A 21732-nucleotide genomic window follows, 5' to 3' on the forward strand; every position below is an offset into this window, starting at 1 on the left:
AACGTATCCTTTTTATTCTCATCCAACAATGAAGTAGAAACGGCTGCTTATACTGCGACTTTGGCTTTGATAGCAGGATGGGATTCATAACCATCGACGCTAATATCTTCAAATTTAAAAGCAAAAATATCATCGACATCAGGGTTGAGCGTCAATGTTGGCAAGTCATAAAGCTCGCGCGTCAGCTGTAGTTCAACTTGCTCACGATGGTTTTGATAAATATGGCAGTCGCCACCCGTCCAGATAAATTCGCCAACTTCTAGTCCGCAAACTTGCGCGACCATATGGGTCAACAATGCATAGCTGGCGATATTAAACGGCACACCTAGGAATAGATCTGCTGAACGCTGATACAGCTGGCAGGACAGTTTATTATCTGCGACAAAAAACTGAAATAGCGTGTGACAAGGTGGTAGGGCAACCTGCTCCGCTTCACCTGGATTCCAGCCAGAGACGATTAGACGTCGTGAATTGGGGTTGGTTTTTATTTGCTCAATCACTTGGGTGATTTGATCGAAGCCATCATTATTATAGCTACCGTCATCGCTTTTAGTAGCGCCATAATTACGCCACTGATGACCATAAATAGGCCCTAAATCACCCGCAGGACGATTGAAGCGTGCTGTCTGTTCAGCGGTTGCCCATTCGTTCCATATCCGCACATTATGCTCTTGTAAGTAGTCGACGTGCGTGCTGCCACTCAAAAACCATAATAGCTCGTAGGTAATAGACTTAAAGTGGACTTTTTTGGTGGTTAACAGCGGAAATCCTGACGCTAAGTCAAAACGCAGCTGCGCACCGAAGTGGCTTAGCGTACCCGTACCAGTGCGATCGCCTTTTTCAGTACCGTGCGCCAATACGTACTGGAGTAAATCGAGATAAGCTTGTTCGTTTTTGCTAGTAATCATGGTTTTCAACTTTGATGAATATATATAAATTTATTAGATTCTAAAGTTCCGATCTATTAGTTTTTTGAGCCAATTAATGAAGATTTATGAATTGGAATATCTAATTTATAGGTATCTTTGATAAGTTTGTGAACTGTATCTTCAAACCAAGTTGAAGAATTAGGATGTAAAATAATCTTTTTTATCATTTCTCTACTATGTTCAACGGAAAGGTGGATGCCAGCTTTATTATTATTACTCTCTAAGGTAGCATCGTTGTCTACTAGTACTAGTCTGGCTTCATTTTCAAAAGAGAAGGCTTTATGTTTATGATAAAGCCTGTATGTAAGATGGCTAATTTTACCGTTCACTGAAAAACCATTATTATCAGAAGACCAAGGGAAAATATTTTTTCTATCATATAAATTGTGAACATTATCAGGCTGTTGATAATAAACTTTGTCGAAATAAGAACACATAGGATCAAAAGTTGAAGCATTATAAGCTGACTTAAGATCACTATTAGTAGTCTGTATTGCTAAAGAATCATTAGATTGACCATAGCTGTTCCACATAGCGTGCGATTCAGGTTCATCTTGATACCAGCAGCTTACATATACCCAATCTTTAGCAGTTACTAACTCATTTTCAGTCTGGAATTGATCTTTTTCACCATTGAATAAATGAAGACTGCCTTCCCAGTTGTCAGTGAAAAGATTGGCTTTAGGAATAAAGAAACCTTGTTCTAACATAGATATTAATTTTACAAACGAAACATATCTTGTTAAAACGATATGTGGACTTAATTTTTCAAGCATTTTAATCCTTATATCAATAAGCCGCTTGCTTACCCCAGTCATAAATACCGCGTTTGTAAGCATAAACCAGCAAGATAAAGCCAACGATAATCATCGGAGCGCTGAGTATTTGTCCTTTAGTCATCCAACCTAATAACACAAACCCTTGGTCGGCATCTGGCTGACGGAAAAACTCAATGATAAAGCGGCTGATGCCATAGCCTAGTAGGAACACAGCGGTCGCTGCCATACGTGGGCGCGGCTTAGATGAGTACCACCAAAGGAAGATAAATAACAATAAGCCTTCGGCAAAGGCTTCGTATAACTGTGATGGGTGACGCGGTAATAAATACTGACCATTCACTTCAACCATCAGTTCTTGCAGTGCTGGGTTGTCTTGCAGCTGTTGCATATCAAAGGCGGCAGCTTGCGGAAAGTAATTCAACCAATTATAACCGCCGTCAGACACTCGACCCCACAGCTCACCGTTGATATAGTTACCGATACGGCCAAATAGCAAGCCAGTTGGGACACAAGGCACCACAAAGTCAAATACTTCAAAGGCGCTCTTTTTGTATTTGCGGGCAAAGAACCACATGCCGAGCATCACACCCAAAAAACCACCATGGAATGACATGCCACCTTCCCAAACCTTGAGAAGATAGGCTGGGTTTTGTAACAGCTCACCGAATTGATAAAATAATACATAACCAACACGGCCACCTAAAATGACGCCAAGCGCACCATAAAACACTAAGTCGGAGACCATGTCGGTTGACCAACTATCACGCTTGCTGCTGCGATACCATGCTAGACCGTAAGCGGCGGCGAAGGCCAATAAGTACATTAAGCCGTACCAGTGTATTTCTACTGGGCCCAAGGACAGCGCCACGGGATCATACTGAGGGTGAATCATCATAAGGGCATCATAAATATTGATAATAAAGTGCTGACTATGATAGCAAAAATAGCCACTTAGGCATACTAGATTACTTGAATGAGCACTCGTCATTACTTATCTAACAGCATTGCGATTATCTAGAATATTGGCAAAAAAACGGCTAAGATACAGAAGGCTTCAAGACATACTTAGCATAGTGACTATCGAACACGCCGTAATGGATTAATAATAATTTTAAGGAATAATTATGCAGTCTCAATGGTTAAAAGCAGCCGCTTTGACGGATCAGCAGCGTTCAGTGCAACTTCAGTCTAGTAAGCGAGTATCAAAAAAAATGCTTGCACCGCTGAGTTTATTTAGCCTAGCTGCTTTCAGCGTGACTCCGACTTATGCAGCAAATAGTAGTATCGAGCAAGTGACTATCTATCAAGGCTTAGCCAGTGTCACCCGCGCGCTGCCAATCAATGGCAGTGGTGAGCAGACGCTGGTGTTTTCTTGCTTGTCTCCTTATATTGATAAAGACAGCTTGAGCGTACAAGCGGCCAATGCTGTCAATGTGGGTGAAGTCAGTATCGAGACGCTAAGCGGTGAGCAAGCAGCCCAATGTCAATATCAAGGCGATGCCAACGTGCAGAAGCAGCAGGCGATCTTAGCTGATATCAGCGCTGAGCTAGAAGCCGCACGTCTGGCAAAAGCTTATCTGCAAAATCTGACCAAGGTTACGCAAATCAGCACAGACGGCACATTGGCCAATAATGCGCGCGATATAGAAGCTCAAGCGGCAAGCATTAATAAAAGAATTTTAGATATTCAGCAGCGCCAAGCGCGTGCTCAAGATGCCCTTAATCAGCTAATGGCGGGCAGTGCTACGTCGACTCGTAATAGCGTGACACAGGTGAGTGTACGTACCGCTAGCCGCACGCCAAGCTCAGTAAAACTACATTACCAAGTGCGCGGTGCTGGTTGGCAACCGACTTATCAGGCGCGTTTAAATACGACGACTGAGCAGTTGAACATTACCGCATCGGCCATCATTGCCCAACAAACAGGGGAGAATTGGCTAAATATACCCTTAACCCTCAGCTCGGTTAATCCCAATCAAAATACTACCGGCCGTCTGCCCAATGTAGAGCGTCTCTCATTATATGAAGAAGACCAACAAAGGCTTGCCAAGTTTGCACAGCCAATGATGGAACCTGCTCCAGTAGTTGTCTCTGCAATGGATAGTTATGGTGGCGCTGCATCTGCACCAAATATAGCACCGCTGCCAAGCTTTACGGTTAGTAGCCAAAATAAAAACGGCATCACTGAATACAAGCTACCGCAGCGGGTCAGTATTCCGAGCGATGGCAGGCATGTACGTACGGTTATTGATGAGCAGTCTGGCAGCAGCAAGCTTTGGATTCGTAGTACGCCCAGTGTGGAAACCGCTGGTTATTGGTACGCATCTGCGCCATTCTTGACTCCAGCTTGGGTCGATGGTTCGCTACAGCTATACCGTGATGACAATTATATTGGCCAATCAAGATACAGTTATCAGACCCTAAAAGAGCAGGGTATTGGCTTCGGCATTGACCCCAATACGATTGTAAAGCAAATCACTGATGAAGATAAGCAAGGTGATAAAGGCGCGTTTAATCGCACGCAAACGCTGACCAAAACCCAAGCTTATCAATTCACCAATCAACACAATCGTAATATACGCTTGCAAGTATTGGGTAGCGAGCCTGTCAGCCGTGATGACAACCTTAAAGTGACCATTACCCATACGCCGCCAGTGACTGAGCGCGACTGGAATGACAATAAAGGCATGGTGGCATGGGAGTTTGATTTGCCAAGCAAACAATCGAAAGTCATACAGTCCACCTCTCAGGTGAGCTATCCTGCTAGTAAAAAACTGGCAATTAATTAGACAAAAAGGAGTCTTATGTGTATCGTCGCCATCGCTTGGCAACTATTTGATGAGCTGCCACTGGTGTTGTTATCAAACCGTGATGAGTTTTTGCAGCGTCCAACCGAGCCTTTGCACCAGTGGGCGGACATGCCCATTTATGCTGGACGTGATAGCCAAAGTGGCGGCACCTGGCTGGGTATACATCAAGAGCTGCATTCGGATTTTCATCAGCAAAACGGACGCTGGGCGGCAGTATTGAACTTTCGCGATGGTGTGCTGGCAAGACCTGATGAGCGCTCACGCGGCGAGTTGGTCACGGGTTTTTTGACCAGTGAGTTAAGTCCGATGGCATTTGCACGGCAGATTGGCTTGCAAGACTATGCTGGGTTTAACTTGATTATTGGTGATAGCCAGCAAGCGGTCATGGTCAATAATCGCGGTCATGCACCCACGCCATTATATGCAGGGCTACATGTAGTCTCTAATGGTCAACCTGAGGACAGTTGGTTTAAGACTGAGAGACTACGCGGTCGGCTACGTCAAGAGGTACTGCCTCTGATTGCAGAAGATAGCTCTCTTGAATACTGGCAAGATGCAGCCTTTAATGTATTGTCAGATACGACTCCAGCACCAGCAGACAGGCTACCGGATACTGGTATGGCTACTGAGATTGAGCAAGCACTATCATCTATCTATATCGAGCCCATAGCTTTTGGAAATACGGAACAGAATGTACCCACTTATGGGACGCGTACTCAAAGCATTTTAACGTTGCGTCAGGGTGTTGATAATAGCTTAGACAGTGATAAAGGTTCGAAAGTTAATGTTAAACTTATGAGCCGTGAAATAAATCTGAGTTAAACACAATAAAAACGCCCACTCTGGCCTCTAGGATTTCTAGATATCAGAGTGGGCGTTTTTATTGTGTGAAGTATATCAAGTCAGCTGTTTATTCCATCAACAAATGATTGTCTTGCTCAGGAATAATAAGCTCTTGTCTAAGAGGTAACTCACGTGCGAGCTCTTGCAAAGCTCTGCGATATACCCCGCGTTTGAAGTGAATCACTTGTCCGAGTGGATACCAGTAGCTGACCCATTGCCAATGGTCAAATTCTGGTTTGCCCTCATCGAAGCGGATGTGTTGAGTATTCGGCTCATCTAAGCGTAGCAAAAACCATTTTTGTTTTTGCCCAATACACAAAGGATACTGTCCTTGACGCACGTAACGTTTTGGCAGACGATAACGCAGCCAATCTTGCGTCACTGCCAATAAGTCTACGTGACGCGGATGCAAACCGACCTCTTCCCAGAGCTCGCGATACATCGCATCCATCGGCGTCTCCCCACGGTCGATACCGCCTTGAGGAAACTGCCAAGCGTTGTGACCAATACGTTTCGCCCACAGAACTTGCCCTTGTGTATTTGCCAAGATAATGCCGACATTGGCGCGAAAGCCGTCTGCATCTATCATGACTAACCCTTTTAATTTATTTAAAAATAGCTTATCTCGAACTGATACAGTGACAACAATCATAATTATTATAAGTCGATTGTCATCAATACCATTTCAAAATAAGATTCATTACCGTTATTAAACCAAGAATTGGTCGAAATGTGTAACCCTATTTTGCTATAAAATGTTTCACAAATATAAACCTTATAAATCAAAGGTTTAGCATAAGGGTTTTACCGGCGTTTATAGGGGTTATGTGACTGGATTTTTGCTAGCATGTTATAACGAATGACAGTTACGCTATAAAATCCTGTTTTGGCTTATGTTACACTAGCCATGTGCGGTTGTATCACTCGATGAAGGTCATTCAATAAAGAAGATCCAATAAAGATCATTCAATACAAAAACATCTAGCCGACTTGGCACAATTAAAGAGCAATTAAGAAAAGGGACAGCGAAATGGCAGAGTTAAAAGCAAGCGTGACGTGGCAAGAGAATAAAGCATTTATGGGCGTGGCGCCATCTGGTCATAATGTACAGATTGATGCGGATAAAGAAAAAGGTGCGAGCCCGATGGAGCTAATCCTGCTTGGGCTTGGTGGTTGTGCCAGTTATGATGTGGTGGCGATTTTGCAAAAGTCGCGTCAAGAGGTACAGGATGTGCGTTGTGAGCTGACGGCTCAGCGTGCAGAGACTGTCCCAGCGGTGTATACCGATATTCATATGCATTTTGTGGTAACAGGTCAGGATATTTCAGACAAGCAAGTTGAGCGTGCCATCAGGCTGTCAAGCGATAAGTACTGCTCAGCCAGTCGCATGCTAGTACAAGGTGGGGTGAATGTTACCCATGATTTTGAAGTCATTGCAGGGTAGGGGTTAATACACTAATGAGTACACTCTTTGGGTTTATTCCTGATACTGCTGCCGCCGCAATTTGGGCCATGGTAATCGCCAGTATATTACCGTTTGTGTTTGCGATGCTGGCAAAAATGTTTGGAAATTTTCAACTGGCAGACAATGCACACCCTAGAGAAGCATTAGCAAAGCTTACAGGGAAGGCGGCCAGAGCGAACGCCGCCCAACAAAACAGCTTTGAGACTTTGCCCGTGTTTTTAGTAGCGGTATTGGTAGCGATGCTGTTTTTTGTGCCACAGTCAATAATTAACAACTTGGCCTGGTTGTATGTATTTATTCGGATTGGTTATGGCGTAGCCTATATTATTAATTTATCGATATTTCGTTCGATATTATGGGCGCTGTCAATGGCTTGCTGCTTTATGTTGTTTTATCTAGCGATTCGTATGAGTACCTAGTTGTCTAGGTTTTCATTTATAGCTCATTACCGTAGAAGCCCATTAAGGCAGCGTTACTGCACGCTGCTTTGCAGGGCACTAATGATCGTTGCTTTGTTTTTTTCGCGTTTAATGCTCTCCCATAATATTTGCGCCTCACGATAGCCTTTAGTGAGCATGCCTAGCCATTGCTTATAACGTCCTACCAACACGATATCATTTTTGGCCTGTCCTTCTAAAAACTTAATCTGATGCGCTATCAAATCTTGCCATGAGAGTTCTGTATAGGCCTCTAAACTTTCTAGGTTCTTTTTGAAGCCATCAACCTGCGCAATCAAATCTGGACGGGTGACTGCACCGCGGCCAAGCATAAGATGCTGCGAGCCTGACTGTGCCATACAGTTTTGTGCTTGCTCTGCATCCCATATCTCACCGTTGGCAATGACTGGAATATCTAGCGAGTTAAAGCTCTGGATTTTATCCCAATAAGCGGGCGGCTTATAACCTTGGGTTTTGGTACGTGCATGAATGGTCAGCCAATCAGCACCACTGTCAGCAATTGCCCCGCGAATATCATCCATTCTACTGGTGTCTGTATAACCCAAACGAATCTTTGCCGATACTGGAATATGGGCAGGCACCGCGCGCCGTACCGCGCTGATGATCTCATACATGATAGTAGGCTCATCAAGCAGAACTGAGCCACCACGATGATTATTGACGGTCTTGGCAGGACAACCAAAATTGATATCAATAGCGGGTGCACCAAGCTCACACGCGTAAGCAGCGTTTTCTGCCATTAGCTGTGCTTCACTGCCTAATAGTTGCAAATGAATGGGCGTGCCAGAAGCGGTCTTGGCATCATGATGCAGCTCGGGCACATATTTATAAAATACGTGCGCTGGCAGGACATTCTGGGTGATACGAATGAATTCACTGACGGACCAATCATAAGGTCGACCTAGATCCGCTGCTATTTGCGTTAAAATTTGCCGCATCAAAGGATCGGTCAAGCCTTCCATTGGTGCGAGGAGGCGTACAGGATGCGCAAATAGCTGCTGTATATGAGAGTGTTGCCCTAAAAGCTGAGCTTGCTGAGTATCATTATTCATTAGCGGCTAGTCATCATTATAAAGTGGCGTGGCTTAAAGGATTTGACAGTAGATGGGTAGATGGAAGGGCTGTTAAGTTCCATAAATAACCTTTTTGCCCGTCTGTAATCCCGATATCAAATCCTTAATATTATGAATGTCTAAATTGGTCTTGGCACGGGTACAGGCGACATACAGCAAGCGTAATTCTTCAGGATTAATTTTAATGCCATTAGTCGTGACATCATAATAAAAATCATCATCTAGCTGTACGCGAGACCACTCAAGCCCTTTGGCTTTATGTGCCGTTGAGATGACATAGTCAGCGTTGGCGATACTGGTCAGGCTATTGACTGCTTGACTCAAAACCTTGGTGCCGTGATCATCGACGAGCTTGACCAGAGTTTTAAGGTCGCTCCCCTCATTGGTCTCTGAATACTCTTGTACATCACTCCAATTATAAAAATACGCCAGCTCAGGGACACCATAAGCCGACTTACCGTTTTTAAGGTTCTCTGCTGCCTGACAGAACTTCAGCATACGATCGGTATCGGCCTGTAAAGCCACCCGATGGCCAAGCTTAAGCCCTGTCAGTAACTGTGCCATTGCTGCGGCATTCGTACGGCAAAGGATGGCGTCTTTTTTGCTATGTACCATGCCTTTTTCCGTTGAGGACTGCTTATTGGGATTGCCTTTGAGCGGCACGTCTTCTTGTAATGCTTTTAGCAGTGTATTCGCAACTTCGGCAATTGGTTCGCCAAAGCGAAAAGATTGGGTAAGTAAGGTTTGCGGCAATGGCAGTTTTTTCATCGCATTCACCGCACCGCGCCATTCATAAATCTGCTGATGGGCATCACCAACATAGATCACTTGCCGTGGCTGCTGAGTCAAAATCCCCATCATTAAGGGATCAGCATCCTGTGCTTCATCAAATAAGATAAAGTCAGCAGGAATGCTTGGCTTAGATAGCGCCCACAATTTAAGATAAATATCGTGACCGATACCAGCGGGATGACGGGCATCAATAGATTGTAACCAGCGCTGCTCAACGGCAGGGTAGAGCATTTCACGTAGCTGTTCGCTATCTGACTCAGCAAGCCAGCTGGGAAATAACAAATGCCTTGGTGCAGGATAGCTGGCATGGGTGCTACAAAAATTACTGACCGCATCACTGACAAAACGCGAGAGCCTTGCGGGTGTCAAAGTAATATATTTGTTGACGCCATCCATTTGCCGACGCACTTGTACTGGTTGTAATCCCAAATCATCGCCCAGACGCTTCGGAGAGAAGCGCGGCAAAGATAACTTAGCGGTAATATCACGGGCGACATGTCGGTAAGCCAGTGAATGGAAGGTGCGACAATCGACGTGACCAGGGAATTTTGCGCGTGCATCATTAGCAATCCCTTTGTTAAACGCCAAATACAATCCGCGCCCACGCAAGCGCTCACCAATGAGCTTTAGGGTAGTAGTTTTACCAGCACCCGCATAGGCCACAACTTTGAACGATTTGTGATCCATCGCCATATTGAGCGCATTTAACTGCTCATCGGTTGGGTCGCTCATATAAGCGGGCATAGATGCAGACATAAAAAAGCTACCTAAAACTAAAAATGGCGGGGGTAAAAAAGCCATTGCTGACACAATGGCTAGTTTTTGCGAAAGTTATAATAACAACTGAGTGGTATTAATAAACGCTATGGTGAAGGGTAAGCGGGCTGTCAAAATATAAGTATAGAGTCACACTTGCGTTTTAGTACTTATAAGATGCAGCATTAATCATTATCTGCTAATAACTCAGGTTCTTTCTCTTCTTTGATCAGAATTTTAGCCAAAAACAACCCCAACTCAAATAATAACCACATCGGGAACGCTAACATCAGCATAGAGACGCCATCAGGTGGCGTGGCTACCGCAGCAATAGCAAAACAGCCCACAATAATATAGCGCCGCTTATCTTCTAAGCTTTCAATGGAGACAATTCGCGCCAATATCAATAGCAAGGTGACGACAGGTATCTCAAAGGTCAGCCCAAACACCATAAATAGCTTTAAGGAAAAGCTCAAATAACTATCAATATCAGTCATCGGCAGCACGTTTTGGGGCGCAAACATGATGAAGAACTTCAACACCCCTTTGAGTACCACGAAGTAGGCAAAAGCGACACCTGTATAAAACAGCACAATCGATGAAAGTAAGACAGGAATCGCGACCTTTTTTTCTTTTTTATATAAGCCTGGAGCGACAAACGACCATATTTGATACAAAATATAAGGCATTGCTAAAAATGCAGCGACAAATATCGTCAAGCGTATCGGCGCCATGAAGTTCGAGGTAATGTCTGTGGCAATCATGGTTGAATTGGCGGGCAGCTGTGCAACCAAAGGGTCTGATAAAAAGTCGTACAGGTCACGTGAAAACCCTGCCAATAGCAAGAATATCAGCAGCACTGCCACACAAATTTTGATGAGATGTGAGCGCAGTTCGATTAAGTGCTCCGTGATGGGCATATCAGCAAGAGAGTGGGATCCGTCGTCAGAGTCACCGTCTTTTGCGCTGTCTATTTTTTCTTGTCGGCTTTTTCGCCCTTTAAATAAATTCATTCATCCACCTCCTTTTTAGCTAAGGGTGCAGACTCTGTCGATGAAGGAGTAGATGCTGTGTTACCTAGAGTATCTGGCTGTGTATATAATAAGATATCGGCTTGATAGTTAGGCAGGCGTGGCGCTGGAGGTAGACGGCGGGCTTTGTCGTAGCTACCCAGTCGAAACCACATATTTTCCCATGGTTTGGTGATGATCGGCTGAGCTGCTACAGTCGGTGAGCCATTATTTAAGTCTTCATTGAGACTCTCGTCTTCGCTAAGGCTAGCAGGCGTTTTAGGCTTTTCATTTTCTGAATAGCCTTCATGGTCTTGATAATCATAAGCAAACTCTGCTGGTGCTTGTTTTGTCAGATCAGCTTTTGCCTCTGATGATTTTTGCGCGGTATTGCTTTCAAGAGCATCGGCATCGAGCTGATGCATGGTATTGAGGCTTTTGTTTTGTGACTGCTCAAACTCTTGCATGCTGCCGCGCATCTCAGCCATTTCACGCTTCATTTCCGCTTCAGTTTTACGAATTTTGGCAATCTCATCTTGCATCAGCTTACGAGTTTCAGCCAAATCAAGCTCAGCTTCTATTTCAGATTGCAGAGTGGAAACCATGCGGCGCATTTTACCATACCATTGTCCAGCCGTGCGTGCAGCCTGAGGCATTTTTTCTGGACCCAGTACAATCAAAGCGATGACGCCAAACAAGAGTAGCTCGGAAAAGCCGATATCAAACATAATTGTCAAATATATTTATTGGTATTCTAGGGGCTCTCATCACGCGGCACGATTTATACCTGATGCTTATCATCAACCTCTTTGCTAGTACGCGTGTCTGCTTGTGGGTCAGGAGTAGGGGTATCTGCTTCGTGATCAAGAACGCGGTGCTTGCGTGCATGCTCAGTCTCTTCGTCTTTGACGGCTTCTTTAAAGCCTTTAACTGCACCGCCTAAGTCCTTGCCAGCATTCTTGAGCTTGGAAGTACCAAATACGATAACCACCACAACCAATAAAATTAGCCAGTGAGTAATGGAAAAACTGCCCATAACGGTATCCTTATGTCTTAGTTTTAATACATCTACATGAATGCTTTTATTTTATAGGGTATTGATCTATTAAACAAAAAATAAAAAATATAGACGTAAGATGCAAAGTTAAAAAAGACCTACATTATAACCTGCCCTTGTGACAAAAAGGTGAAAGCAATCATAATCAAACAGAGTAAATGCTTACTTTAAGATTTCGCACGTTGTTTTTACAATGTCATCTGTTATCGAGCTGCTTTTTCGTCGATACCTGATAAGCCAAAGCGCCGACCTAGCTCGTTTAAGACGGCACCTGACTCTATGTCGAACCAAGCAAGGCCAATCAAGGTATGAAACCAGACATCGGCCACCTCATAGATCAGCTCATGACGCGCTTCATCATAGTGTATTTTATCGGTATTTTCATCGCAACTGGCAAAGTCTTTGGCAGCGATGATGCTTTCTGTGCTTTCTTCGCCGACTTTTTCTAATATCTTATTTAAACCCTTGGCGTATAAGCTTGCCACATAAGAGCTATCGGCATCGGCTTGTTTGCGCTCTGCTAGCACACGATCAAGCTGGGATAGGATAGTTGTATTGTGAGAGTTACTCTTATGGTTATATAGTTTATCTTTGGGAGTGGAAGAGGTATCAGAGTCAGAGTTGCCAGTGCTGTTATTAGAATTATAAATATCAGCAGGGTCTTTTAGTACGGCATCGACTGTTTGCCAAACTGGCTCTGCGCCTGTCAAGTCTAGACGTTGATAGAAACAAGATTCGCGGCCAGTATGACAGGCAATACCACCCACTTGAGTCACGCTAAGTACGATGACATCAGTATCGCAATCTATGCGGATGTCATGCACCTGTTGCGTATGGCCTGAAGACTCGCCTTTGTGCCATAATTTATTACGTGAGCGTGAAAAATAAACCGCAGTCTGCGTTTGTGCTGTTAACTGTAATGCCTCGGCGTTCATCCATGCCATCATCAGGATTCGCCCAGATTGATGGTCTTGTGCAATCGCAGGTATCAGACCATCAGTATTGAAATTCACAGTAGCTAGCCAAGCGGGTACAGTCATAGTCAGTCATCTTGTATAAGTTAGAATAAAGAGATAGGGTGGTTGAGATTTTAGCAATAAATGCTTTGCTAATATACAATAAAGAGCTGGCAGCGGCGTGCAATTTCGTAGAGTCGTTAGAATTAAATCATGAGTATTATGTAAATATTAAGAGGCTTCTTAGAGCTTGAGCAGCTATTGGTTTAAAGCGTCCTTGATATTTTTATTAAGCGCTATGGTTTTGTTTAGGCGATAATCATACAGACTCAGGTGCATACGAGCTTTTGCTACCAATGTGCCATCATACATACGCGTGACTTTAATTGCTATATCAGCATCATTATCAGTGATTTGCTCTAAGCCAACCTCAAATAAAATATCTTCGCGGGCACGTGCACGGCTGATGATAGCCAACTGTAAGTTGGTAACAGTCAAACCCTGACGGTCGGCAGTGATTTCTTTAATACCTTTAGAATACAAAAATCTCATTTGCGCTTCTGTCAGCAGCTCTGTAAGAGACTCTAACCTCAAATGCTGACCGATATCAATCTCTGTATTGCGTATACGCATAACTGTTTCAAAGGTAAATAACCCGTCGTCGAATTCCAGCTCTTGATCTTTCAATGCTTTCTCCCCCACCAATGATTTGGTCGTCTTTATTCTCGTTAATATCAATAAAACATAGCTGAGAAGGACATTCAATCTATTTGGGTATGAGCGGTCGTATAAGCTAACCAGCTGTTTTATAAGGTCATAATTATCCATTATTAACTCGATAGTGGCCATGAATGAGCTTTTTTACAGCTAGAAAGTAAAAGGTACAGAGCAGGGTGTTTGAGCAAGAAAATAAATACATAAATCAGAACGACTGGACTCAAAATATAGGCTTTGCTAGCGGTGTCAAAACTTTGCTTGGCAATATCGTCGCAGTTCTGCTAAAATAGCGCCTCCCACCTCGAGGCAAGTAGTTCATTAGTTTGAATTTTATACTTGACGACCAGGTTCTATCAAAGACAAAGAGGCAAATCATCATGAAAGTTAAGATGAAAACCAGAAGCGGTGCAGCTAAACGCTTCAAAAAGACAGCGAACGGTTTTAAGCGTAAGCAAGCGTTCAAAAGCCATATCTTGACCAAGAAATCACCTAAGCGTATTCGCCAGTTGCGCGGTCTTAAGATGGTAGACAAGTCTGACGAAGCAGCAGTTCGTCGTATGTGTCCTTACCTCTAGTAGCCGACATATCGTCATTTATGTTTGATTTGGTATTACTGGATTAGAAATATTTGACTTTGCAATCTGATAATGATGTCTACTATTGAATGACATCGTGATTCGTTTAACAGTGATTAAAAATATCTTGGAGTAATTTATGGCCCGTGTAAAACGTGGTGTACAGGCAAATCGCCGTCACAAAAAAATCTTAAAGCGCGCAAAAGGCTACTACGGTGCCCGTTCACGTGTTTACCGCGTAGCGGTACAGGCAGTAACCAAAGCTGGTCAATATGCATATCGTGACCGTCGCAACAAAAAACGTACTTTCCGTCGTCTTTGGATCGCACGTATCAATGCTGGTGCACGTTTAAACGGCTTAAGCTATAGCCGCTTTATCAATGGCATGAAAAAAGCAAACATCGCAATCGATCGTCGCGTACTAGCAGACATCGCTATGCATGATGCAGCTGCTTTCACCGCATTGGTCGAAAAAGCAAAAGCGGAATTGGCCTAAATATTAACTGTCCTTTAGGTATTCAGCTTTTTAAGTGATTGTTTAAATGGATAGGAACAATATTGATTAATAGTGTGATATTAATAAAAGCTACCGCTGGTCGGTGGCTTTTTTTATATTAAAGTATTCTACTATTAGCACCATTTCCAAAAATTAGAGTAGCGCGGAAAACTTGTGCAAGTACTACTCCTAGTAAGCTTAGCAAGTTTGACAAAGTTAATCGCACTTTTTGGAAATGGTATTATTATCATGATGTGTTGTTACAGCTCTAACTGTCTAAATATTCAAGCCATTCATACAACCAGTCTGTATATTAAAATGATTGGGCAAATGGTTTGCAATATTTGGTCAAATCCCTACAATTACTAGTCACTATTATTAATAGCCCGTTTAAATCAGGAATAATGCGTCTTATGACTACCCCTGCTACCACCAACGACTTGTCGGCGCTACCGACCTTGTCCTCAGAGCTTAATGAGCTCAATGAAGCTCTGCTCAATGAGTTTGCCAGCGCTGCTGAAGCTCTAATCCTACAAGTAACCGATGCACGCACCTTACAAGACTTACGTGTCCAGTTGACGGGTAAAAAGAGCCCGTTAACGGGTTGGTCCAAGCAGATGGGCAAGCTCGATGCTGACGATAAAAAAGTCTATGGTGGCTGGTTGCATGGGGTACGTAGCCGCATCCAAGAGGCATTGACCGATCAGCAGCAGCAGTTAGAAGTTATCGCATTGAATGCCAAGCTTGAAAGCGAGCGTATTGATATCACCTTGCCTGCACGCGGTGGTCAAAAAGGCCATCTGCATCCAGTGACCATGATTACCCAGCGCATGCAGCAATACTTCATACAAGCAGGCTTTAACGTTGCCACTGGCCCTGAAGTTGAGAGCGACTATTATAACTTTGAAGCCCTAAATATTCCGTCGCATCATCCAGCACGCGCGATGCACGACACCTTTTATTTTGATGCGCACTACTTACTGCGTACGCATACCAGTCCAGTGCAGATTCGTACAATGGAAAAAAACGAACCACCGATTCGTATCATCTGTCCGGGCCGCGTTTATCGCAATGATTCGGATCAAACTCATTCACCGATGTTTCATCAGTTAGAAGGTCTAATGGTGACTGAGTCGAGCACTTTTGCTGAGCTAAAAGGCTTGATTAGCGAGTTCTTAGAAGCGTTCTTTGCCAAAGAGTTGACCGTGCGTTTCCGCCCGTCATTTTTCCCATTTACTGAGCCTTCTGCTGAAGTAGATATCCTCGATGATAATGGTAAATGGCTTGAGGTTATGGGCTGCGGCATGGTGCATCCACAAGTACTGACCAACTGCGGTATTGATAGCGATAAATATACTGGCTTTGCTTTTGGCATGGGTATTGAGCGCTTTGCGATGCTGTATTACGGTATCGATGATTTGCGTTTGTTTTTCCAAAACGACGTACGTTTCTTAAAGCAGTTTGGCTAGAGTGCTCTCTGTTTATATAAACAGTGCTCCTTGTTAATACAACAAGTTGATTCGCCAACCTTTAATCCAAAATCTTTATTATAAAATTCTGACCCGAGATATTTATGAAAATTAGCGAACAGTGGCTACGTCAATGGGTGAATCCCAACAATAGCAGCGAGCAATTGGCCGAACAATTAACCATGGCAGGGCTTGAGATTGATGATCGCTTTGCGGTTGCCCGTGCCTTTAGTGGTGTGGTTGTTGGTGAAGTGGTCAGCGTCGAGCAGCATCCAGATGCCGATAAATTGCGCGTCACGCAGGTTAATATTGGTGCCGCTGAGCCACTACAAATCGTTTGCGGTGCGCCTAACGTCTATGTCGGTATGAAAGCGCCCGTTGCGACTGTTGGGGCAGTGTTGCCTTCCAATGATGATGCAGGCTTTAAGATTAAGAAAAGCAAGCTACGCGGTGTGGCCTCAAACGGAATGCTTTGCGGTGCTTCAGAGATTGATTTGGTTGACGATATTGACGGTCTGCTTGAGTTGCCAGAAGATGCACCCGTCGGTACAGATATCCGTGAGTATTTGGGCTTAGACAATCAAATATTCGATATCTCTATCACGCCAAACCGTGGTGACTGCTTTAGTGTCCGCGGTATTGCGCGTGAGATATCGGTCATCAACGATTTGCCGATGCAAATGCCTGAGATTCCTGCCAACTTAGAAGTTGCTGAAAATGATGCTACACCAGCGGTTACCGTAAGCGCGATTACCGCTTGCCCTCGTTATTTATTACAATCGATTAGCAATATAGATCGTAGCATTGAGACACCAAAATGGATGCAAGACGCCTTGGTGCAGTCAGGACTACGCTCGCATAATTTCTTGGTTGATGTGACCAACTATATATTGATGGAGCTAGGTCAACCGCTACATGCGTTTGATGCTGATACCATTGTGGGTGATATCGTTGTGCGTCTGGCGCAGCCGCAAGAGACCATTACTTTACTCAATGAGCAAACCATTACTTTAACTGGCGATGAGTTAGTGATTGCTGATGATAAAGGCGCACTGGCACTTGCCGGTATCATGGGTGGTCAGCGTAGTAGTGTGACCGATAGCACGACTAATATTGTATTAGAGAGCGCCTTTTTTAGTCCGATGGCTATCGCTGCGCGTGCCCGCCGTTTCGGTCTACATACAGATGCCTCACAACGCTTTGAGCGTGGGGTAGACTTTGAGTTACCAGAGCTTGCGCTGGCACGTGCTTGCGATTTGATAACTAGCGTTACAGGCGGTCAAGCAGGTCAAAAAGTCAAAGCGGAAAGTACTGAGCACTTACCAGCACGTGCACCAATTACTTTGCCAGTCGCTAAGGTTCGCGATGTCATCGGCATTGAGATTGAACCAGCAGTGATGGTACGTATTTTAGAGCAGTTAGGGTTTACAGTCGCGCAGCAGGCAGATAGCCTTATTTGTACGCCGCCATCTTATCGCTTTGATATGAGCATCAAGGAAGACTTAATCGAAGAGATTGCCCGTATTTATGGCTATGACAATATTCCAAGCGTCTTGCCGCACTTGCAAGTCAGCATGAACTATGACGATACATCGGATTTGACTCACGAGATGAAGCTGGCACTGGTCAACAATGGCTATATGGAAGCCATTAGCTTTAGCTTCAGTGATGCAAAATTAGAAGCATTGCTCGACGATGAAGCATTGGGAGAAGTGTTGGCACTGGCCAACCCTATCTCTAGTGACTTAGCCGTAATGCGCCGTACTTTGCTGTCAAGCTTATTACCCTGTGTGCAATATAACCTAAACCGTCAGCAGCCACGTGTCCGCTTCTTTGAGACGGGTCTTAGCTTCGTCGGTCATAGCATTAGTGATTTGGTACAAACGCCAAGTATTGCTTTGGTGGCAGTTGGTGATGTCTGGGACGAGCAAGCCTATCAAAACCGTGCTTTAGACTTTTATGATCTTAAGCATGACATTGAGCAGTTATTACCTACGCAAATAGATGGCGCCCGTATTCGCTATGAGCGCAGTGATCTTAATTTCTTGCATCCTGGTCAGAGTGCCAAAATATATATCGATGATGAGTATGTCGGTTTGTTGGGTCAATTGCATCCTAATACTGCCAAACAGTTAGATTTGCCAGCTACTTGGGTCGCTCAGTTGTCACTTGCGCCACTGTTGACTCTAGTACGTGAACAACACGAGATCATTACACCAAGTAAATTCCCACAAGTACGCCGTGATATTGCCATCTTAGTGGATAGTGAAATAAGCTTACAGACATTAGAGTCGACGATACGCGCTGCGGCAGGTGAGATGCTGACTGATCTATGGTTATTTGATGTTTATCAAGGCGACAAGGTGCCCACCGGCCAGCGTTCATTGGCCTTTGCGCTAATATGGCAAGACAGTACGCAAACCTTATCAGACGACGCGGTGAAGGCTGCAACGGACAAAGTTGTATTGGCATTGGCAGATCAGCATTCAGCGCAGCTGCGTGACAGCTAGCTGGTAACATACCAGTCAATATAAAGAAAAATCAGGTAAAAAACAGCTAAGCACTTATTAATAAAGGATTTTATCTTCAGTTCTCTTAAAAGTAGGATAAAAATCCTTTATAATAGCTAAGCTTATTTCACTTGGCAGCAATGCCATCATTAATATTAGCACCAACGTAATACCATCCTACTATCTACAGGCTAATACTTGCAGAGTGGGGCGGCACTGGTGTTATTACAGCAGTTTAGTTGCTATACCACTAAGCTATATACATACCTAACATCACGACATAGCATAGGAGTCGTACTGTGAGCACCTTAACCAAGTCTGACATGATTGAGCATTTGATGAGTCGGCTTAACTTAACGCGTCAAGATAGCCGCTGTTTGGTTGAGAATTTTTTTGATGAGTTATCAGAGAGCTTAATTGAAGGTAAAGAGGTCAAGCTTTCAGGGTTTGGTAATTTTGAACTTAAAGATAAAAACAGCCGTCCAGGCCGTAACCCTAAGACAGGGGAGCCTGTTGCTGTTTCTGCCCGTCGCGTCGTTACCTTTAAAACAGGCCAAAAGTTTCGTCAAAAAGTTGATGAGCGCTTATTTAATGATTAATCCAGTCAGCCTGTAGATTAGCTGATATTCATTGATTTCTTTGAGCCCGCATGACCAGATTTGAACATAAACTGGTCATGCGGGCTTTTTACTTTAGTATAGCTACGGCGTCACTTTCACTTAGCATGCTCCAGTATAACTTGCACTCGGTTTCCTAGTATTAATACTATCGATAGTATTGGTGTGTTAATTGTCCCTACTATCTCAGCTCTATTCTGCTTATTCTTCTAGTCTCTTCTGAACCAAAATTACTTTCACTTGTACACATAAGTCATTATTTTATCAAGTGACTATCAGACAGCATATTAGTTCTGGCATGCCTCTTGCATCAAACAATATATAAGTAACCAGTCGTATTGAATCAATATGATTGGTTATATTGCACACCGAACCTATAGTTATCATTTTATCTACTGCAAGAGCTATGAAGATACGCTCTTAGAAGGTATGCCTAAAAAGACAATACATAGTGAAGGTGGCGTCTATCTAATTGTCCACTAGGGGCTATATTATGAATAGTACAGATATATTTCAAAAAAGTGATCTGGGTCGGCACGAAAGCAAAAATAAAAGCTTGGGCGTATTGTCGCAAGAAGCGAGAACGCTACTTATCATGATCAATGGTAAAACTCCTTATCAAAAATATATCGACTCACTTGATAAGTGCAATATATTTTCTGATTTTGGTGGTATAAAACCGTTGTTCGAGATGTTTTTAGAGCTTGGATACATCGAGCTTGTAGAGCAAGAAACAAGCACCTTTGAAAAGATACGTGCTTGTTTGCCAGTGAAGCGTTTGTCCTTGATAGAGTCTATATAAAATCAGTGCGGTACAGTCAAATTCGCATACGCACACCAATATTTATCTTATATCAAACTATGTCAAGTTTGGAGATATAAACTGACTAAGCATAAAACTGTATTCCCTACTAAAGGTGGAGTTCAAATTATTGTTTTCACTATCCTGACTTTTAGGAAAGTGTAATCTACTCGATGCAAAACTCTTACAGAGCATCAAAGTATCCTTTTAAAAATTAACTGACTGTATATCAATTAAGTTGCTATGAACTTCTGACGTTATCATAGGCATTTTTTAATAGCGCTTATAACGTTAGGAGGAGGCTGTATGACGGCTTATAGCATAAAAACTTACTTAGACAGCACGCATTGTAGTGACTGCTTAGGTATCGGTGATGGGCGTATAAAATGAACAACAATGATGTATTTCGAAAAAGTGATTTAGGCCGAGAAGAGATCAAAAATCAAACTCTGGGCGTGTTACCGCGTGAGGCAAGAACCTTACTCATCATGATTGATGGAAAAAAGACTTACCAGCACTATCTTGAGACACTGAATCAGAGCAAAATGTTTATAGAATTTGGTGGGGTAGAACCACTTTTTGAGTTGCTCGTAGAGTTTCAATGTATTGAGTTAGTCGGTCAGGACAACGCTTCTTCTCAAGTTATACCAACACCTAAGCCAGTATCTCAGTCTCAAGCGACGCAGCTTTCTTCAAAAAATATTGAGGCTGAGTTTGATAAGGCATTTAGTGTTCAGCAGTCAGATAAAAACTCTACGCCGAACAACGCTTTCACCTCTGGAAAGCCTGATAACACTTACGAAGTGCTAAAGTCGGAATTAGCGACTTATATCGAAAAAAATGCAGCAGCTCAAGAAGCTTGGAGTTATTTGCTGAGCTTAGAGCAGTGCGATGATAGCTCACAGTTATTGGCTCTGGCTGAAGAAATTCAAAGCGCTAACAGTGGCAGCCTCTCACGTGGTATGAGTGGCTTCTTAAAAACTATTAAGCGTCAACTGTGATGCTTTCTTGGCAGTTATTTATTTGACTGTCGCATTCAATAAAAATCTAGCTAACTAATCGGAGTACCTTAATGGGACTAGCTGAGCTCTCAGAAGCAAATAATGCCAACATGTTGCATGGCGAGCATATTATTTTGCGGTTGACTTATATTAGCCGTTATAACAACCACAATGAGAATGGCGAGGTTACGCGCATTCTTACTCAAGCACAACAGAACAATGCCCGCAAAGGTATTACAGGAGCGCTGGTATTCAATCATAATTATTTTCTTCAAAGTATCGAAGGAGCTAGGCCGATGATTAATGAGCTGCTACGAAAACTGATCAAAGATGATAGGCATTTTTCGTTGCAAGTTATTGAATGCTGTGAGGTTGAGCAGCGACGTTGGAATAAATGGTCAATGAAATACTTGATTCCAAGTGAGGATAATAAAGAGCTTGCGCTTAAGTACTCAACGGGGTCCCAATTCAACCCTTACCTGATGAGTACCAAGCAAATTATGATGTTAATTGACACATTATCAACCATTCAAGAGCAAGAAGAAACAGAAGCAAATATCGCTTCTAAAAAGAAAAAGTCCTGGTTTTCAATCAGCTAGTTATACTCAATAGAACTT

At 43.4% G+C, this 21732-nt stretch carries 23 protein-coding genes; 12 read left to right on the top strand and 11 right to left on the bottom strand.

The genetic code is table 11. From position 1 onward, the window contains the following. Window positions 1-47: 47 nt before the first annotated feature. Genes JMY01_RS00200 through lgt form a run of 3 tightly spaced genes read right to left on the bottom strand, consistent with a single transcriptional unit; the run spans window position 48 to window position 2603 of the window. Window positions 48-908, bottom strand: a complete 861-nt coding sequence (locus tag JMY01_RS00200; protein WP_201573228.1) for a thymidylate synthase — start codon at window positions 906-908, stop codon at window positions 48-50. A gap of 56 nt (window positions 909-964) precedes the next feature. After that, window positions 965-1705 (bottom strand): DUF2971 domain-containing protein, encoded by a 741-nt coding sequence (locus JMY01_RS00205; protein ID WP_201573230.1) that lies wholly within the window; start codon window positions 1703-1705, stop codon window positions 965-967. 13 nt (window positions 1706-1718) lie between these two features. Then, window positions 1719-2603, bottom strand: a complete 885-nt coding sequence (lgt, locus tag JMY01_RS00210) for a prolipoprotein diacylglyceryl transferase (protein ID WP_201573232.1) — start codon at window positions 2601-2603, stop codon at window positions 1719-1721. Between the two features lie 229 nt (window positions 2604-2832). Between lgt and JMY01_RS00215 the strand changes: the two genes are divergently transcribed. Together JMY01_RS00215 and JMY01_RS00220 are read left to right on the top strand one after the other, a co-directional pair. Then, on the top strand, window positions 2833-4497 hold the full coding sequence (locus JMY01_RS00215) for a DUF4139 domain-containing protein (protein ID WP_201573234.1): 1665 nt from the start codon (window positions 2833-2835) through the stop codon (window positions 4495-4497). A gap of 15 nt (window positions 4498-4512) precedes the next feature. Continuing rightward, complete coding sequence (locus JMY01_RS00220; protein ID WP_201573236.1) at window positions 4513-5340, top strand: NRDE family protein; 828 nt, start codon at window positions 4513-4515, stop codon at window positions 5338-5340. Between the two features lie 88 nt (window positions 5341-5428). Here JMY01_RS00220 and JMY01_RS00225 read toward each other — a convergent pair whose 3' ends face one another. Beyond that, a complete protein-coding gene (locus tag JMY01_RS00225; protein WP_201573238.1) occupies window positions 5429-5950 on the bottom strand; it encodes an RNA pyrophosphohydrolase in 522 nt (173 codons plus the stop codon). Window positions 5951-6391: 441 nt separating this feature from the next. Here JMY01_RS00225 and JMY01_RS00230 point away from each other — a divergent pair, with 441 nt between their 5' ends. Both JMY01_RS00230 and JMY01_RS00235 read left to right on the top strand, forming a co-directional pair. Further along, window positions 6392-6805, top strand: a complete 414-nt coding sequence (locus tag JMY01_RS00230; RefSeq protein ID WP_201573240.1) for an OsmC family protein — start codon at window positions 6392-6394, stop codon at window positions 6803-6805. A 14-nt stretch (window positions 6806-6819) separates the two neighbouring features. Beyond that, window positions 6820-7245, top strand: coding sequence for an MAPEG family protein (locus JMY01_RS00235; RefSeq protein WP_201573242.1), 426 nt, complete (start codon window positions 6820-6822; stop codon window positions 7243-7245). Between the two features lie 53 nt (window positions 7246-7298). On the opposite strand, the gene JMY01_RS00240 is transcribed toward JMY01_RS00235, so the two are convergent. The 7 genes from JMY01_RS00240 to JMY01_RS00270 all read right to left on the bottom strand — a co-directional run bounded on the left by JMY01_RS00240 (window position 7299) and on the right by JMY01_RS00270 (window position 13615). Then, window positions 7299-8336 (bottom strand): tRNA-dihydrouridine synthase, encoded by a 1038-nt coding sequence (locus tag JMY01_RS00240; protein WP_201573244.1) that lies wholly within the window; start codon window positions 8334-8336, stop codon window positions 7299-7301. Between the two features lie 72 nt (window positions 8337-8408). After that, window positions 8409-9905 (bottom strand): UvrD-helicase domain-containing protein, encoded by a 1497-nt coding sequence (locus JMY01_RS00245; RefSeq protein WP_201573246.1) that lies wholly within the window; start codon window positions 9903-9905, stop codon window positions 8409-8411. A gap of 185 nt (window positions 9906-10090) precedes the next feature. After that, window positions 10091-10918, bottom strand: a complete 828-nt coding sequence (tatC, locus tag JMY01_RS00250) for a twin-arginine translocase subunit TatC (protein ID WP_201573252.1) — start codon at window positions 10916-10918, stop codon at window positions 10091-10093. Then, the gene (gene tatB, locus JMY01_RS00255; RefSeq protein WP_201573253.1) at window positions 10915-11643 is read right to left on the bottom strand and encodes a Sec-independent protein translocase protein TatB; all 729 of its coding nucleotides are present in this window, start codon (window positions 11641-11643) and stop codon (window positions 10915-10917) included. The genes tatC and tatB overlap by 4 nt, the downstream gene beginning before the upstream one ends. A 53-nt stretch (window positions 11644-11696) precedes the next feature. Further along, window positions 11697-11951 carry a Sec-independent protein translocase subunit TatA gene (gene tatA / locus JMY01_RS00260; protein WP_201573254.1) on the bottom strand — a complete coding sequence of 85 codons (255 nt, stop codon included), beginning with the start codon at window positions 11949-11951 and terminating at the stop codon, window positions 11697-11699. Between the two features lie 224 nt (window positions 11952-12175). Next, window positions 12176-13012 (bottom strand): bifunctional phosphoribosyl-AMP cyclohydrolase/phosphoribosyl-ATP diphosphatase HisIE, encoded by an 837-nt coding sequence (gene hisIE, locus JMY01_RS00265; protein WP_201573263.1) that lies wholly within the window; start codon window positions 13010-13012, stop codon window positions 12176-12178. Between the two features lie 174 nt (window positions 13013-13186). After that, a complete protein-coding gene (locus JMY01_RS00270) occupies window positions 13187-13615 on the bottom strand; it encodes a thioesterase family protein (protein WP_201573265.1) in 429 nt (142 codons plus the stop codon). A gap of 407 nt (window positions 13616-14022) precedes the next feature. Between JMY01_RS00270 and rpmI the strand changes: the two genes are divergently transcribed. The 8 genes from rpmI (at window position 14023) to JMY01_RS00310 (ending at window position 21714) form a co-directional block, all read left to right on the top strand. Beyond that, window positions 14023-14220, top strand: a complete 198-nt coding sequence (gene rpmI / locus JMY01_RS00275) for a 50S ribosomal protein L35 (protein ID WP_201573267.1) — start codon at window positions 14023-14025, stop codon at window positions 14218-14220. 139 nt (window positions 14221-14359) lie between these two features. Beyond that, the gene (gene rplT / locus JMY01_RS00280) at window positions 14360-14716 is read left to right on the top strand and encodes a 50S ribosomal protein L20 (RefSeq protein WP_201573269.1); all 357 of its coding nucleotides are present in this window, start codon (window positions 14360-14362) and stop codon (window positions 14714-14716) included. Between the two features lie 413 nt (window positions 14717-15129). Continuing rightward, window positions 15130-16185 carry a phenylalanine--tRNA ligase subunit alpha gene (gene pheS / locus JMY01_RS00285; RefSeq protein WP_201573271.1) on the top strand — a complete coding sequence of 352 codons (1056 nt, stop codon included), beginning with the start codon at window positions 15130-15132 and terminating at the stop codon, window positions 16183-16185. A gap of 104 nt (window positions 16186-16289) precedes the next feature. Then, complete coding sequence (gene pheT / locus JMY01_RS00290) at window positions 16290-18695, top strand: phenylalanine--tRNA ligase subunit beta (RefSeq protein WP_201573273.1); 2406 nt, start codon at window positions 16290-16292, stop codon at window positions 18693-18695. Between the two features lie 299 nt (window positions 18696-18994). Beyond that, the gene (locus tag JMY01_RS00295) at window positions 18995-19294 is read left to right on the top strand and encodes an integration host factor subunit alpha (protein WP_201573275.1); all 300 of its coding nucleotides are present in this window, start codon (window positions 18995-18997) and stop codon (window positions 19292-19294) included. A gap of 511 nt (window positions 19295-19805) precedes the next feature. Further along, on the top strand, window positions 19806-20114 hold the full coding sequence (locus JMY01_RS00300) for a hypothetical protein (RefSeq protein ID WP_201573278.1): 309 nt from the start codon (window positions 19806-19808) through the stop codon (window positions 20112-20114). A 386-nt stretch (window positions 20115-20500) separates the two neighbouring features. Then, a complete protein-coding gene (locus JMY01_RS00305; protein ID WP_201573280.1) occupies window positions 20501-21115 on the top strand; it encodes a hypothetical protein in 615 nt (204 codons plus the stop codon). Window positions 21116-21186: 71 nt separating this feature from the next. After that, window positions 21187-21714 (top strand): BLUF domain-containing protein, encoded by a 528-nt coding sequence (locus JMY01_RS00310; protein ID WP_201573282.1) that lies wholly within the window; start codon window positions 21187-21189, stop codon window positions 21712-21714. The last annotated feature ends 18 nt before the right edge of the window (window positions 21715-21732 follow it).

It is taken from the genome of Psychrobacter sp. H8-1 (assembly GCF_904846575.1).
Classification (GTDB): domain Bacteria; phylum Pseudomonadota; class Gammaproteobacteria; order Pseudomonadales; family Moraxellaceae; genus Psychrobacter; species Psychrobacter fulvigenes.